The organism is Variovorax trehalosi (genome assembly GCF_051216415.1).
Classification (GTDB): Bacteria; Pseudomonadota; Gammaproteobacteria; order Burkholderiales; family Burkholderiaceae_C; genus Variovorax.
Map to the genome: position 1 here is coordinate 174,155 of NZ_JBPJZG010000009.1, position 14,265 is coordinate 188,419.

The following is a 14,265-nucleotide window of genomic DNA, read 5'->3' on the forward strand; positions in this document are numbered from 1 at the left end:
GCGAGTCTCGCGACGGCCCGGCGCGAAAGCTATCAGATTCGTGCGCCCTGGCCGAGCAGGCGGCGGGCCTCGCCCAGCGTGACGCCGACCTCCTGTTTGAATACCGCACCCAGGTGGCTCTGGCTGCAGTAGCCGAGGTCGTGCGCGATGCCGGCGAGGTCGCGGTCGCCATCGACTAGGCGTTCCATTGCCGTGGCCAGACGCAGATGCTGGCGATATTGATGCAGGCTGAGGCCGGTCTGCTTCCTGAAACTGCGTGCCATGTGGAATGGAGAGCGCGAGACCGCATCGGCGATTTCGTGCAGCGACAGGCCTGCATGCCGGTCGGCAGTTTCCGCCAGCAATCGCCGGGCGCTGGCGGCGGGGCCTGTCAGCGGCGCCAGTCGTCGTGCAGAGCGCAGTTCGTCGACCAGCGAAGCGATGGACGATGCATCCTCGCTGCCCGATCGAAGCTGCTGCTGTGCGGCATGGACGCGATAGAGCGACCTCGGCGAGAGCAAGGAGAAGGCCGGCTCCGGATGCCCTGAGATCAATGGATGCCGGCTGACGACCACGCTGCGTCGCGTGGCCTGCGCGCCCGGTCGCAACTGGTAGACCGCCGCGTCGCCGAAGCTGATGGCGGTCAGCCCATCGACCAGCCAGGTGTCGTTGCCGAAGCGCAGGTCCAGCATCGCGCGGCTGATCGGAAAGACGATGCGCTGCGACGCCATGACGTACGGCGCACTCCATTCATGGCCGTGCGCGTGGGAGCGAACATGCGCCACCTCGAACTCGCGTCCGGTGTAGAGGAGGGTGCGTTCCTGGGGCATGGCGTGCGTGCGAAGTCGTGGGCGGCAGTGTCAGGCAAACGGATACGGCCCGTCCAGCTTTCCGACATGGCTCACATGGCTCACCATGCCCTCTGCCTCATCCCACAGGTGCAGCATGCAGCCCGGCCGCCCCAGGTAGGACGCGGGCGCCGCATCGGGCGCGAGCTGCAGCGCGATCTCGGTCGTGCTGCTCGGGCACGAACAGACGACGGTGCCCGCCCAGCGCCTGAGCATCGTGCGGTGTACATGCCCGCAGAGCACCAGCTCGATGTTGCCGACGCTTCGCACGATGGCTTCGAGCGGTGCCGTGTCGATGTACCGGTAGCTGTCCATGTACGGAATGCCGCTGGTGAAAGGCGGGTGGTGCAGCATCAGCAGCGTCGGCTTCTCGCGGTCGGATTCGAGCGTGCGCTGCAGCCACGCAAGGCCCTCGGCATCGACATGGCCGTGGTGAAGACCGGGAATGCACGAGTCGAGCGCGACGATGCGCACCGGGTGCGTGTCGATGCAATAGTGCAGCGCGCCCGTGGCGGGCATGTAGGCGTGGTCGGCGAAGGCAGCACGGAAGTTCTCGCGATGGTCGTGGTTGCCGGGAATGACGAGGTAAGGGATCGAGAGCTTTGCGAGCAGACGGCGGGCTTCCGCGTATTCCTCGGGGCGGCCTTCATCGACGAGGTCGCCGGTCAGCAGCACCAGGTCGGGTCGCCGGTCGAGCGCGTGCAGGTGCGCGATGGCCTCTTCGAGCATCCGGTTCGAATCGACCACGCCCTGGTACAGCTGGCCGGCAGGCCGGACATGGGGATCGGAGATCTGGGCGATGAGCATGGGACGGAGTTTCGTGGGTTCCTCCTGCCAAGCAGGATTCGTTCCCTCTGCCGATGTCCTGTCGATCAGATGCCGATGAATTCGGCCACTTCGCCCAGTGGTGCGCGCTCCGTCACCAGCGCATCGAGCGGCTTGCTGCGGTCCGCATACCCGATGGCCATGCCGGTGAACAGCATGCGCTCGGGCGGCAGTTCGATGAACTGGCCGATGGTCTGCGGATAGATCGCCCAGCATTCCTGCGGGCAGCTGTCGAGCCCTTCGGCGCGCAGCAGCAGCATCACGTTCTGCAACATCATCCCGAGGTCGGACCACTGCGGCGGACCCATGCGGCGGTCCACCGTGCAGAACAGTGCGAGCGGCGCACCGAAGAACTGGTAGTTGCGCGCAAACCATTGGCGGCGCGCGGCCTTGTCCTCGCGCGGAATGCCCAGGCGCGCATACATCGCCTCGCCGACCGCGAAGCGGCGGTCGCGGTAGGGTGCGACGAGCTCGCGCGGGTAGATGTCGTATTCGCTGCCTTCGCCGGTCGGCATTTCCTGCACGCGCGTGCGCATGAGCGCCTTGAGTTCGTCGAGCCGCTCGCCGCCCACCACGTGCAGGTGCCAGGGCTGCAGGTTGCCGCCCGAGGGCGCGCGAAGCGCTTCCTGCAGCACGCGGCGGATGACGTCGGGCGCCACGGGCCGGTCGAGGAATTCGCGCACCGATCGACGGCTCGCAACGGCTTCGTACACGTTCATGCTTTGGCTTTCATTCGGGAGGAGAGCGGGGATGGGTTCATCTTGAATGAGGTCGATGCTAGGGACAACCCCGGGGTGCTCAATCGTCCGTTCCGACGATGTGGCATGCAAAGGCCCCTGCCTACGATGCAGCCGGCCGCTGCATGAGATTCCCCCGGCGCACAGGAGACAAGAACATGTTCGGATTGATGCAAGACCGCCCGCTGTTGATCTCTTCGCTGATCGACCATGCGGCCACCTTTCACCCGCATGCCGAGATCGTCGGGCGCACGGTGGAGGGGCCGGTTCATCGCACCAACTATGGCGAGGTGCAGCGCCGCGCGAAGCAGGTGGCCAACGCGATGAAGGTGCTGGGCATCGAGCCTGGCGACCGCGTGGGCACGCTCGCATGGAACACGTACCGCCACCTCGCGCTGTACTACGGCGTCTCGGGTTCGGGCGCGGTGCTGCACACGGTGAACCCGCGGCTCTTTCCGGAGCAGATCGACTACATCGTCAACCATGCAGAAGACAAGGTGCTGTTCTTCGACACCACCTTCGCGCCGCTGGTCGAGAAGCTCGCGCCGCAGCTCAAGTCCGTGCGTGCCTTCATCGCGATGACCGACCGCGCGCACATGCCCGCCATCGATGTGCCCAACCTGCTGTGCTACGACGAGCTCGTCGACGCGCAGAGCGAGCACTACACCTGGCCCGAGTTCGACGAGCGCACCGCCTCGTCGCTCTGCTACACCTCGGGCACCACGGGCAACCCCAAGGGCGTCTTGTATTCGCATCGCTCCACCGTGCTGCATTCGCTGATGGAGTGCGCGCCCGACACCTTCGGCGTCAACTCGCAGATGACGCTGCTGCTCGCGGTGCCGATGTTCCACGCCAACGCATGGGGCATGCCGTATGCGGCGGCCATGACCGGCATGAAGCTGGTGATGCCCGGCCCGCACATGGACCCCCAGAGCCTGTACGAGCTGATGCGCGATGAAAAAGTCGGCTTCTCGCAGGCCGTGCCGACCATCTGGCTGATGCTGTTCCAGTACTTCGATGCGCACCCCGAAATCGACACGCACGCCGTCGGCCTGAAGCGCATCGGTGTGGGCGGCGCGGCCACGCCGCGCGCCATGATCGAGCGCTTCGAGCGCGACTTCGGCGCCGACTTCGTGCAGGGCTGGGGCATGACCGAGACCAGCCCGATCGGCGTGATCGGCAACCTGCTGCCCAAGCACCGCACGCTATCGAAGGAGGAGCAGACCACGGTGAAGATGAAGCAGGGCCGCGGTGTGTGGGGCGTGGAGATCAAGATCGTCGGCGAGGACGGCCAACGCCTGCCGCACGACGGCAAGGCCTTCGGCCACCTGCATGTGCGCGGGCCGTGGATCGCGAGTGGTTACTTCAAGGGCGAGGGCGGCAGCGTGCTCGACGTCGAAGGGTTCTTTCCGACGGGCGACGTCGCCAACATCGACGAAGACGGCTATGTGCAGCTGGTCGATCGCGCGAAGGACGTCATCAAGTCGGGCGGCGAGTGGATTTCATCCATCGACTTGGAGAACGCCGCGAGCGCGCATCCAGCCGTGGCCGAGGCCGCGGTGATCGGCATCGCGCATCCGAAGTGGCAAGAGAGGCCGTTGCTCATCGTGGTGAAGCGCGCGGGCGCGGAGGTCACGGGCGAGGAACTGCTCACTTTTCTTTCGACGCGCGTGGCGAAGTGGTGGCTGCCCGACGACGTGGCTTTCGTCGACAGCCTGCCGCATACAGCCACCGGGAAGCTGCTCAAGACGAAGCTGCGGGAAATGTTCAAGGGATATGTCGCGGCGAAGTCAGTTTGATGACTTGTTCGATTTTTCTGTGGACAACTCTGTGGGTTGCCGGAGGAGGGCGACCGTCAAAGCGAGCATTGACGGGCCTTCCCACCACGTTGCCTGTTGAATGAGCAGCCCTTCGGCCGGCAGGGAACCCGGGCTACGCAAACCGGTGGGTTCGTGACCGGCATAGGGGGAAATCCTCAGCAGATTTCTTGTGCGATGCGCGGCGGTCTTAGGTAATATCGCCGGCCGTTCGTGTGCAGCGTTTGAACGAGCGATCAATCGCTCGCGACGTTGCTCAGTGCCTGTGCTCGCCGTGCGCGGCAGCGGGCTTGGCCGCGCTGTTGAGCGCGCGCACCGGCGCCTTTACCTCCAGCGTTTCGCGCTTGCCGTCCTGGCCTTCGAACACCAGCGTGAGCGGCACCGTGTCGCCTTCCTTCACCTGCTGCTTGAGGTCGAGCAGCATCACGTGATAGCCGCCCGGTTTGAGTTCGACCGTCTTGCCCGCGGGCAGCACGACCGAGGGCACCTGGCGCATGCGCATCACGCCGTCCTGCATGGCCATCTCGTGGACCTCGACGATGGGCGTGACGGGCGAGCTGGCCGAGATGAGTTTCGTGTCCTTCGCGGCGTTGAGCTGCATGAACGCGCCCGTGGCCTGCTGCTGCGGCACGGTGGCGCGGACCCACGCCTCCTTGACGGTGACCTGCGCGTGCGCGGTGGCCACGAGGAACGAAGCGGCGGAGAGGGCGAGGATGCGGGCGATGGGGGGCATGTTCGTCATGAGGGAAATCTCCTTGATTGATTGATTGAATGAATGAATGAGTGAATGGATCGCGTCGAACTGAAGTTCAGGCGGTCGTCTTGAGAATCTTGCGCAGGTCTTCGGCGCATTCCGGCGCGCCCTGTTCGTGGCGCAGCACCAGCCGGATTTGTCCTTGCGGGTCGTACACGTAGCTGAAGGCCGAATGGTCCATCGTGTACGAGGAACCGGTGGGCACTTTCTTGTAATAGGCCTTGAAGGCCTTGGCCGTCTCGCTGGTTCTCTGCAGGTCGCCGTAGAGGCCGATGAAGCTCGCATCGAAAGCGTTCGTGTAGGCCTTGAGCACGACGGGCGTGTCGCGCTCCGGATCGACGGTGACGAAGATCACCTGCAGGCGCTCGCCGTCGGCGCCGAGCATGTGGCGGATCTCGGCGGCGCGCAGCAGCGCGGTGGGGCAGACGTCGGGGCATTGCGTGAAGCCGAAGAACAGCATCACGGCCTTGCCCTTGAAGTCGGCCACGGTGCGCTCGCGGCCGTCGGGGTCGGTCAGGCGGAAGTCCTGCGCGTAGTTGGCGCCGGTGATGTCGATGCCGTTGAAGCTCACGGGCAGCACCTTGCCGCAAGCGGCGAGGGACAGCGCGGCGAGGCCGCCGCCGGCAACGAGCAGATGGCGGCGTGAAAATTGTCGAGGTCGTGTCGTGTGCATGAAAGCTCTCTCTGGCGGTCGCACGAACGCGAGCGCATGAATGGCGGGAACGCGCGATGTGCGGCAACCACCATCGAGGCGGCATCTCACATGCGCAGGAACCGGAAGCGAATCAGCAAAGAGCGGGAGGCCCGCGCGCCGGTGGCGGCGCTGCGGTGATGGTGGCGATGTGCGTGTGCGCAACCGACGCGGCCGCGTGGACCGCGGGCACGACGGCCGGCAGCGAGACGCCGGGCGTTGCGGGTGGTGCGCCGCCGAGCACGCACAGCGGGCAGTCGAGATGACCGGTGCCCAGCTCGCGCGCGCCGTCATCGGTGTGCACGATGGCCTTGACCGAACCGCTGGCCGAACAGACCAGCTCCATCGACAGCGGATGCACCATCGGCGAGGCGATGGCCGCGCCGATAGACAGTGCGAACCACAGCAGCGCCCATCGGATCAACGGCACGCCGGGACGCCGCCAGACCGCATGGGCTGCGTGCCTGTTCGGTGCGGCGTGGAAGGGCGTGGGCATTGGCGTGGATTATCGGCGACGTGTGCGGCCGGGGGCCTGTGCCTGCACTTCGCGGATGAAAGGGCTTTGCTTATGCTCGGCCCCATGAATCAACTTCGAATCTCCACCGCGATCGAGGATATGGACGTGCCGCTCATCCATCGCTTCCTGTCGGAAGAGTCGGCATGGGCGCGGCAGATTCCGATCGAGACCGTGCGCACGTCCATCCGCAATTCGCTGAACTTCGGCGGCTTTCTTGGCGACTCGCAAGTGGCGTTTGCGCGGGTCGTGTCCGACTACGCGACCTTTGCGTACCTCGTCGATGTGTTCGTGCTGAAGGAACATCGCGGCAAGGGGTACAGCGCGGCGCTGGTCGCTGCGGTGATGGCCCATCCGCAACTGCAGGGGCTGCGGCGCTTCATGCTGGCAACCGGCGATGCGCATGGGCTCTACGCGAAGTTCGGCTTCACGCCGCCGTCGCGGCCGCAGACGCTCATGGAGAAGTACGTGCCGGATGTCTATGCGCGTGCGCCCTGAACGGACGATGCGAACGCATGCCCAAGTCTCCCAACCCTGCATTCGACCTGCCGCGCGTTGCCGATGCCGGCATGCGCGAGCTGCATCCCGAAGACGGCGCGCTGCTGCTCATGCACTTTGCATTCCGCGGTCTCGTGGTGAAGGCTGACGCGTTCCTTGCGGAGCAAGGGCTGTCGCGCGTTCATCACCGTCTGCTGTACGCGGTGGCGCGCGCCGACGGCATCTCGATCGGGCAACTGATCGAGATGCTCGGCGTGAGCAAGCAGGCGCTGCACCGACCGCTCAAGTTCCTGCAGGACGAGGGCTACGTCGTTGCGGAACGCGATCCGCAGCAGCACCGGTCAAAGCAACTGCGCCTGACGGTGCGAGGCGCCCGCATCGAGAAACAGGCCTCCGCGCATGAGCGCGAGGCGATGGAGACGGCGTTGCGCGGCGTGTCGGCTGGCGAACAGGACGCGTGGCGCAAGATCATGATCGTGCTGGCGCGGATGGCATGACAGCACGGGTGGGGCTTGGGTAAGATCCTCAGGTCAACTTTATTGACCTGAAGGAGCGCCGATGCAAACCACCGCCTGGACCGTGCTGCTGATCCTGAACACCTTGTGGTTCGGCCTCGGCGCATTCCACTTCTCGCTGAAGCCGGAAGCCTCGGCCAGTTCGCTGGTGCCTCGCGACCAGCGCGCGAGCCCGCTGTTTCGCACGCTGAGCGATTCGATCCGCTTTCTGGGCGGTCTCAATTTCGGATTCATGGTGCTGTGCGCGATGCTGCTGGTGTTCGCCGACCTCTTTCCGCACGCGCTGCAGCAGGCATTCTTTGCAGCGGTGATCGCCGTGGCGCACGCGAGCCAGTTTGCGGCCAACGTTCCGATGATCGGCAAGTGGCGTCGCAATGCACCAGGTGCGTGGCGCGTGCTCGAAGGGCCGATGCTCTTCATCTTCGCGACGGACGGCGCGCTCATGCTCGCGAATGCGGCTTTCGCTGCATGGGTTGCGATGCGATAAGTCTTTCGGAAATTCGATACTTCGCCATTTCGCTTACAGATCCTGGCATGCAGGGGTGTTTACGATTTAGTCACAATGCGGGCATGCCAAACATTGCATCCATCCTCAAAGCCGAAATCTCACGCGTTGCCAGGAAAGAAGTGCGCGCGGAGATCGACATCCTCAAGAAGGCATCCGCCAACCATCGCGCCTCGATCGCGGCATTGCGTCGACAGGTGAGTGCGTTGGAGAAAGAGTTGCGACGTGCCGCCAAGGGCTCCGCGCGGCGGGCACCCGCCGACGATGCCGATGCGGCGGGCGAATCGGCGCCGAAGCGGCGATTCAGCGCGGCGCGGCTGGCTGCGCATCGCGGAAAGCTCGGTCTCTCCGCTGCGTCCTACGGAAAGCTGGTGGGCGTGTCGGGCCAGACGATCTATCACTGGGAGCAGGGGAAGGCCCGGCCGCGCGCGGCGCAGCTCCAGAGGCTTGCCGCTGTCAGAGATCTAGGCAAGCAGGAAGTGGCTGAGCGGTTGGGCGCCGAGTAGGCGCATCGGCCGCAAGCTGGCGGCCAATCGCTTCACCAGGGCTTCCACCAAGGCCGCACAGATTGCCAGTCGGCCAGAGGGCGGGTGTCCAGATCATGGGCTGCAATCGGCGCTCCGCCGCGCAGCCTTCGCACCTCCACTTCGAGCGCATGGGCGATGCCCCGCGCGTCGCGATCGCCTCGAAGCGCGCGCCGTCGCCACTCGGCCGCCTGGGCTGCCAAGCCGTGGGAGTCCGGATCTTCCATTTCGAGCATGGAACGGATTTTTCATTTCCGCGAGCGACTTCCTGTAGGCAAAAGGAGTAAGCCTCTGTACGAAGAGATACAGATAGCTTCGCGCCGGCATCGGACGCGGGTCGAAAGCCGAGCGCAGTTGGCAGGATCTACGGCTTCTCGGTCCTTGTGATGCACCTTGGATGTTCGTAGGCTCGCGGTTTCGAAAGGAAGAACCATGAGCACCAACACGGTCAGACTGCATCGCGTCCTCGCCGCGAAACCAGAAAAGGTCTATCGGGCATTCCTCGATGCCGACGCCAAGGCGCGTTGGCTGCCGCCCAACGGTTTCACCGGGAAGGTCCACGAGATGGACGCCAGGGTGGGTGGCAAGTACAGGATGTCGTTCACCAACTTCACCACGGGCAAGAGCCACTCGTTCGGTGGTGAATATGTCGAACTCGTGCCGAATCAACTGTTGCGCTACACCGATGTTTTCGACGATCCCAATCTGCCCGGGAAGATTCAGGTGACCGTCACGTTGAAGCAGGTGTCGGTCGGCACCGAGCTGAGCATCGTCCAGGAAGGGCTGCCCGAGGTGATTCCTGTAGAGGCCTGTTATCTCGGCTGGCAGGAGTCGCTGCGCAACCTGGCGAGGTTGGTCGAGCCGGAGATCAACGAGTAGCGTTGCAGCAGGCTGCGGTCTCAGAGCGCCAGCAGCCATCCGGCGACTGCGGCCAGCGCGACGACCAGCACCGGCGAAAGACGCGCGTAGACCAGCAGCCCGAATGCCGCCAGTGCCAACCCGAAATCAGCCGGCGAGTGGATGGCGCTCGTCCACACCGGATCGTAGAGCGCCGCCAGCAGGACGCCGACGACTGCGGCATTGACGCCGGCCATCGCGCGCTGGATGCCGTCGCGTTGGCGCAAGGTCTCCCAGAAAGGGAGTGCGCCGATCACCAGCAGCGCAGCGGGAAGAAAGATGGCCAGGAGCAACGCCAGCCCGCCCAGCCAGCCGCCGAACGGGCTGGCCATGACGGCGCCAAGGAAGGCTGCGAACGTGAACAGAGGACCCGGCACCGCCTGGGCGGCGCCGTAGCCCGCCAGGAACACATCGTTGGAGACCAGGCCGGTGGGCACCACGCCGGCTTGCAGCAACGGAAGCACGACATGTCCGCCGCCGAAGACCAGGGCCCCTGCCTTGTAGAACCCGGCGACGGCGGACAGCGCCGGTGATTGCATCGCCGCGGCCAGCAACGGCAATGCTGCGAGCAGGACCACGAAGAGAACCAGCAGGGCAGTACCGGTCACCTTGCTCACCCCGTAGTCGCGGTGTTGTGCTGCGGGAAGCTGACCCAGCTTCAGCGCCCATCGCCCGACCAGGCCCCCCGCGACGATGGCTGCGATCTGTCCCATCGCCGTGGGAACTGCCAGCACCAGCAGCGCCGCGACGATGGCCACGCCCGCACGCAGGCGATCCGGGCACAGCGACCTGGCCATTCCCCACACCGCCTGTGCGACGACGGCGACCGCGACGACCTTCAGGCCATGCACGGCGCCCGATTGCGAAAGGGCCGCCCATCGCGTGACGCCGGCCGCAAAGAGGATGAGCGCCGCCGCCGAAGGCAGCGTGAAGCCGATCCACGCCGCCATCGCACCGCCCCAGCCCGCGCGCCCCAGTCCCAGCGCGATGCCGACCTGGCTGCTCGCGGGGCCGGGCAGGAACTGGCACAGCGCCACCAGGTCCGAGTAGCTCTTGTCGTCCAGCCACCCGCGGCGCTCGACGAACTCTGCGCGGAAGTAGCCCAGGTGCGCCACCGGTCCGCCGAAAGAAGTCAGGCCGAGCTTGAGGAATGCGAGGAAGACTTCGAGGACCGTGCCGCGTGAGCGGTGTTCCGGTTCGGGTTGCTGCGACAGGTTCATGAGAGTGGCGTCTTGGGCAAGACCAGACGAAAAAAAGCCCTAAGTAGTTGATCTACCTAGGGCTTTTGACTTTAGCGGAGAACCGCGAAAGTAGTGTTGGTGGCTCTTCACGGACTCGAACCGCGGACCTGTGGATTATGATTCCATCGCTCTAACCGACTGAGCTAAAGAGCCGTTTCAGCGTTTTGCGCTGAGCCCAAAATTATAGCCCAGTCCGCAGGACCAGTTCAACCACCCGCCGGCAACTTGCCCAATTCTTCCGATACCAGCCGCACGATCAGCCGGTCCAGCGTCTGGACCGAGTAGTTCGCCACGTCGTGCCGCGTCTCCGAACCCGGCCCGCTCGCGGGGCTCGAGCCCTCCTTGTAAGTCAGGAACACGAAGCGACCGCCCGTGTACTGGGCGATCTGGCGCTGGATGTATTCGCCCTGCTTGTCGAGCCCTGAGGCGCCCACGCTGAACACCTTGATGCCTTTGCCCAGCGCCGCGACCATGCTGTCGTCGTACTGCGGACCGCTGTAGTCCAGGTGCGGCGGCGCATCGGCCAGCAGCACGACGAGGCGGGTGGTGCCGGTGCCGCGCCAGCTCAGCTGGTGCACCGTTTCGGCCAGCGCCTCGTTCATCGCCTCGGGGTAGTCACCGCCGCCCGCGGCTTGCAACGCGTTCAGCACGCCCTGGAAGGCATCGAGGTTGTCGGTGAAATCGTGCCGGCGCACGACGAAGTCGTCGGTGACGTCGCGGTAGGCCACCAGCCCGAAGCAGGTGTCGGGGCGGCTCGGCAGCCGTGCCACCTCGTCGGCGATGGTGCGCAGCGTGGTCTTGAGCCTGGCGATCTCGTCGGCCATCGAGCCCGTGGCGTCGATGAGAAAGACCAGGTCGAGTTGCGTGCGCGCGGGCGCGGCGCCGGGCTTGTCGATCACCACGTCGACCGCGCTCTTCTGGCCGCGCCGCAGGAAGGCGGTGCCTTGCCGGCCGTTCTTGCGGACCGTGACCTCGTACATCCGGCTGTGCGTCCTGTCGAAGGCGAGCGGATGCAGCCAGGCGCGCCCGCCCGCATCGGTGCGGGCCCACATGGCGGCGCCGCTGGGCGCCTGCACCGCGACTTCGGCATCGGGCACCACGGCACCGCGCGCGTCGCGCACCTGGAGCAGGTAGCGCATGCTGATGTCGCGCTCGCGGTGGGCCACCTGGGTGCGGCCGCGGAAGTTCAGGTATTCGCTGAAGTCGGCGTTGTCGTCGACCATGCCGGCGGTGACGGGCTCGTTCGCCGGGCGGCCGGCCTGGGCGATGCTGGCGCGCGAGGTCGGCGGTGCCGGCGATACAGGCGCCACGGCGATCGGTGCCGGCGCAGAGTCCGCCACGGGAGGCAGGGCCGCGCTCAGCTCGCGGGCACTCGATCCGTAGGCCTTCGTCTCGGCCGCCGCAGCCGGTGTCGGCTTGCGCAATGCCCCGGACGGCGTGGCGTCGAGGCGCCCCATCGTCGGCGCAGGGGTGGGCCTGGGCCTTTCGAGCTGAGCGTTCCGCACGCCCGGCGTCTCATGGGTCTGCACCGGCCGCGCGCAATGGGTGGCCGAGGGTGCCTGGAAGTTCGGTTCGGTCTGCGAGATCTGCAGGGCAGGTTGGGGCCAACGCGCGTTGGCGCCCGTGGCCGGGATTTCGGTCGCGCCGCAGGCGCTCAACAGGAGCTGGGCGCACAGCAGCACGACCAGCGGACGGCGAAAACGGGGAGCGAAGGGCTGGGCCATGAAGGACTCCGGGTTGTGGGATGCAGGCTGATACGGCCGGCCTGCGGCCACGGGGTTAGGCCGTGCGACTTTTTTTCTGGAGGCGAACCCCGATGCCCTCCGCCGTCCGTACAAGCTCAGGTGAAAATCCGCCGATGTCTGCGCTCCCCCGCGCCCCTTCCGCCAAAGCCGCCACCGAGCGCGACGCCATGCCCGACGATCAGTTGATGCTGGCCTACGCTCATGGTGACGCCGCCGCCTTCGACGTGCTCTATGCACGCCACGAGGGCGGGCTGTTCCGCTTCGTCAAGCGCCTGCTGGGCGCACGGCTCGCGGCGCAGGCCGACGAGGTGTTCCAGGACACCTGGGTGCGCATCATCTCGGCGCGCGACAGCTTCTCGCCGCAGGGCGCCGCGTGGCGCACCTGGGCTTTCACGATCGCGCACAACCTTGCGATGGACCGGCTGCGCGTGAGCGGGCGCGAGGTGACGCTCGACGCGCATCCGGACGACGACGGCGATGCCGTGCCCACGCTCGACCGCGGCGTGCGCGGCGCGGTCGATGCCGCGGCGCATCCGTCCGCCGAAGAGCTCGCCTTTTGGCGCGCCGCCGGCCGGCGTCTCCTGGCCTGCCTCGACGAGCTGCCGGCCGACCAGCGCGCCGCGTTCCTGCTGCATCACGAAGACGGCCTGACCGTCGAGGCGCTGGCGGCGAGCCTGGAGATCGGTTTCGAGACGGTGCGCAGCCGCCTGCGCTACGGGCTGCAGAAATTGCGCGGCTGCATGGAACGCTACCTGTCGGTGCTGGAGCAACGCGCATGAGCAACGACATCGATCTTCAAGGCAAGGACGACGGCGACCTGCGCGACCTGGCGCTGCGCCGCGCGCTCGACCATGCGCCCGACCGCGATGCAACGCCCGATCCGCGCACGCGCGATGCGATTCTGAAAATGGCGCACAACCTGGCCGCTGCGCCCGCATCGGCGCCGGCCTCCGCCGCCAACAACGCGAGCGCCGCGCCCTGGTGGCGCCGGCTGTTCGGCGGAGGCGACACGCGCGCGCGCATGCCCTGGAATGCGGCCTTTGCCACCGTGCTCGTCGCCGGCTTCGTGACCGTGCTGTGGCACCGCGAGCCGATTCCCGACGCGAGGCTCGATGGCGAGGCGAAGGTCGCCAGCGCGCCGGCACCCGCTGCGGCGCCGACGCCACCTTCGGCAGAGGCCGCATCGCAAGCGCCCAGCCCTGCCATCGCCGCGCAGCAGGCACCGGCCGCGCCAGCCCCAGTGGAACCCGCGCGCGATGCTGCAGCCAAGGAAGCGCCGGAGCGCGCCACGGCCGATGCCGCACGCAAGCTGCCACCGGCATCGGCTCTTGCCCGCAAACAAGCCGCCCCCGCGCCCGAGACGAAGGTAGCGCCCGCAGAATCGGTGCCGCCTCCCGCGCCGGCCATTGCACAAGCGCCTGTAGCGCCTGCCCCGCCGTCGGCCGCCATCGCAGCTGCGGCGCCGCCACCGGCACCCGCGGCACCTGCGGCGGAGGCGCCGGCCATCGCCGAATCACCGGCGCGCACACGCCAGAAGAGCGAAAGCGTGCAGGAAGAAAGAGAGCTGGAGAGGCGCAGTGCGTATGCCGCTGCGACTGCGCCCCGGGCGGCGCCTGCCCCCATCGCCGTGCCCGAAGGAAGCTCGCCCGCGATCGCGGCTGCGCCCGCCGCGCCGGCCGCACCTGGTGCCGCACCGCCCTTGCGCCGCGAATCAGCGGGCAGCGCCTCCGGGTCGGTTGCGCTGGGAGGCAGTCCGAATGCAGACGTTTCCGGTGCTGTGCGCGATGCGGCCCCGCCGCGTGCCGCAGCTGCCAAGGCAGCCAGGTCGCAGGCCGGGGCTTCATCGTTCTCCGCGCTGGACCGCTGGACGTCCTTCGATTTCATGCGCGCAGGCCTGGGCGTGCGCCACGCACGCGGCGACATCGAAGGCCTGGCGGCATTGGTGAATACGGTGGCCCGCTCGGCCACGGCGGCCGATGCCCAACTGGCGGCGCCGGTCGAGGCGCGCCTGTCGCTCTATCAGGGCGGCACGCTGATCGCCGTGCTCGAGATCGCAGGCGACCAGGTGCGCTGGACGCCGCAGCCCGGCGGCACCGCAACGGTCGGTACGCCGCCGTCGCAGACGCTCGCCGCGCTGCGGGCGCTGCTGACGCGCTAACCAATAGTCGCGCGCCG

At 66.9% G+C, this 14,265-nt stretch carries 17 protein-coding genes and 1 tRNA gene; 8 read left to right on the forward strand and 10 right to left on the reverse strand.

Features of this window, described 5'->3' with window-relative positions; all coding sequences use genetic code 11:
• Positions 1-32 precede the first annotated feature (32 nt).
• The 3 genes from ACSFA7_RS28720 to ACSFA7_RS28730 form a co-directional block, all read right to left on the reverse strand.
• The gene (locus ACSFA7_RS28720) at positions 33-809 is read right to left on the reverse strand and encodes a helix-turn-helix domain-containing protein (RefSeq protein WP_435502503.1); all 777 of its coding nucleotides are present in this window, start codon (positions 807-809) and stop codon (positions 33-35) included.
• A 30-nt stretch (positions 810-839) separates the two neighbouring features.
• Positions 840-1,634, reverse strand: a complete 795-nt coding sequence (locus tag ACSFA7_RS28725) for a phosphodiesterase (RefSeq protein WP_435502504.1) — start codon at positions 1,632-1,634, stop codon at positions 840-842.
• Between the two features lie 65 nt (positions 1,635-1,699).
• Positions 1,700-2,371: a nitroreductase gene (locus tag ACSFA7_RS28730; RefSeq protein ID WP_435502505.1), complete on the reverse strand. Its 672-nt coding sequence runs from the start codon at positions 2,369-2,371 to the stop codon at positions 1,700-1,702.
• A 176-nt stretch (positions 2,372-2,547) separates the two neighbouring features.
• Here ACSFA7_RS28730 and ACSFA7_RS28735 point away from each other — a divergent pair, with 176 nt between their 5' ends.
• Entirely contained in the window at positions 2,548-4,188 is a 1,641-nt protein-coding gene (locus ACSFA7_RS28735) for a 3-(methylthio)propionyl-CoA ligase (protein ID WP_435502506.1), read from the forward strand.
• A 274-nt stretch (positions 4,189-4,462) separates the two neighbouring features.
• Here ACSFA7_RS28735 and ACSFA7_RS28740 read toward each other — a convergent pair whose 3' ends face one another.
• The 3 genes from ACSFA7_RS28740 to ACSFA7_RS28750 form a co-directional block, all read right to left on the reverse strand.
• On the reverse strand, positions 4,463-4,948 hold the full coding sequence (locus ACSFA7_RS28740) for a copper chaperone PCu(A)C (RefSeq protein ID WP_435502507.1): 486 nt from the start codon (positions 4,946-4,948) through the stop codon (positions 4,463-4,465).
• A gap of 67 nt (positions 4,949-5,015) precedes the next feature.
• Positions 5,016-5,633 (reverse strand): SCO family protein, encoded by a 618-nt coding sequence (locus ACSFA7_RS28745; protein ID WP_435502508.1) that lies wholly within the window; start codon positions 5,631-5,633, stop codon positions 5,016-5,018.
• A gap of 112 nt (positions 5,634-5,745) precedes the next feature.
• Positions 5,746-6,147, reverse strand: coding sequence for a DUF2946 family protein (locus tag ACSFA7_RS28750; protein ID WP_435502509.1), 402 nt, complete (start codon positions 6,145-6,147; stop codon positions 5,746-5,748).
• Positions 6,148-6,231: 84 nt separating this feature from the next.
• Between ACSFA7_RS28750 and ACSFA7_RS28755 the strand changes: the two genes are divergently transcribed.
• The 4 genes from ACSFA7_RS28755 to ACSFA7_RS28770 all read left to right on the forward strand — a co-directional run bounded on the left by ACSFA7_RS28755 (position 6,232) and on the right by ACSFA7_RS28770 (position 8,189).
• Positions 6,232-6,663 (forward strand): GNAT family N-acetyltransferase, encoded by a 432-nt coding sequence (locus ACSFA7_RS28755; RefSeq protein WP_435502510.1) that lies wholly within the window; start codon positions 6,232-6,234, stop codon positions 6,661-6,663.
• Positions 6,664-6,680: 17 nt separating this feature from the next.
• Positions 6,681-7,160 (forward strand): MarR family winged helix-turn-helix transcriptional regulator, encoded by a 480-nt coding sequence (locus ACSFA7_RS28760; protein ID WP_435502511.1) that lies wholly within the window; start codon positions 6,681-6,683, stop codon positions 7,158-7,160.
• 61 nt (positions 7,161-7,221) lie between these two features.
• Positions 7,222-7,665, forward strand: coding sequence for a hypothetical protein (locus ACSFA7_RS28765; protein ID WP_435502512.1), 444 nt, complete (start codon positions 7,222-7,224; stop codon positions 7,663-7,665).
• An 83-nt stretch (positions 7,666-7,748) separates the two neighbouring features.
• Positions 7,749-8,189, forward strand: a complete 441-nt coding sequence (locus ACSFA7_RS28770) for a helix-turn-helix domain-containing protein (protein ID WP_435502586.1) — start codon at positions 7,749-7,751, stop codon at positions 8,187-8,189.
• A gap of 32 nt (positions 8,190-8,221) precedes the next feature.
• Here the strand turns inward: ACSFA7_RS28770 and ACSFA7_RS28775 are convergent, their stop codons facing one another.
• Positions 8,222-8,443, reverse strand: a complete 222-nt coding sequence (locus ACSFA7_RS28775) for a hypothetical protein (protein ID WP_206175669.1) — start codon at positions 8,441-8,443, stop codon at positions 8,222-8,224.
• A gap of 196 nt (positions 8,444-8,639) precedes the next feature.
• Here ACSFA7_RS28775 and ACSFA7_RS28780 point away from each other — a divergent pair, with 196 nt between their 5' ends.
• On the forward strand, positions 8,640-9,086 hold the full coding sequence (locus ACSFA7_RS28780; protein ID WP_435502513.1) for an SRPBCC family protein: 447 nt from the start codon (positions 8,640-8,642) through the stop codon (positions 9,084-9,086).
• 20 nt (positions 9,087-9,106) lie between these two features.
• Here the strand turns inward: ACSFA7_RS28780 and chrA are convergent, their stop codons facing one another.
• The 3 genes from chrA to ACSFA7_RS28795 form a co-directional block, all read right to left on the reverse strand.
• Complete coding sequence (gene chrA, locus ACSFA7_RS28785; RefSeq protein WP_435502514.1) at positions 9,107-10,324, reverse strand: chromate efflux transporter; 1,218 nt, start codon at positions 10,322-10,324, stop codon at positions 9,107-9,109.
• A 97-nt stretch (positions 10,325-10,421) separates the two neighbouring features.
• Positions 10,422-10,498, reverse strand: a tRNA-Met gene (locus ACSFA7_RS28790).
• A 53-nt stretch (positions 10,499-10,551) separates the two neighbouring features.
• Positions 10,552-12,069: a vWA domain-containing protein gene (locus ACSFA7_RS28795; RefSeq protein WP_435502515.1), complete on the reverse strand. Its 1,518-nt coding sequence runs from the start codon at positions 12,067-12,069 to the stop codon at positions 10,552-10,554.
• A gap of 134 nt (positions 12,070-12,203) precedes the next feature.
• On the opposite strand from ACSFA7_RS28795, the gene ACSFA7_RS28800 reads away from it, so the two are divergent.
• Both ACSFA7_RS28800 and ACSFA7_RS28805 read left to right on the forward strand, forming a co-directional pair.
• Positions 12,204-12,869, forward strand: a complete 666-nt coding sequence (locus ACSFA7_RS28800) for a sigma-70 family RNA polymerase sigma factor (protein ID WP_435502516.1) — start codon at positions 12,204-12,206, stop codon at positions 12,867-12,869.
• Positions 12,866-14,248, forward strand: a complete 1,383-nt coding sequence (locus ACSFA7_RS28805; RefSeq protein WP_435502517.1) for a hypothetical protein — start codon at positions 12,866-12,868, stop codon at positions 14,246-14,248. The genes ACSFA7_RS28800 and ACSFA7_RS28805 overlap by 4 nt, the downstream gene beginning before the upstream one ends.
• Positions 14,249-14,265: the final 17 nt, after the last annotated feature.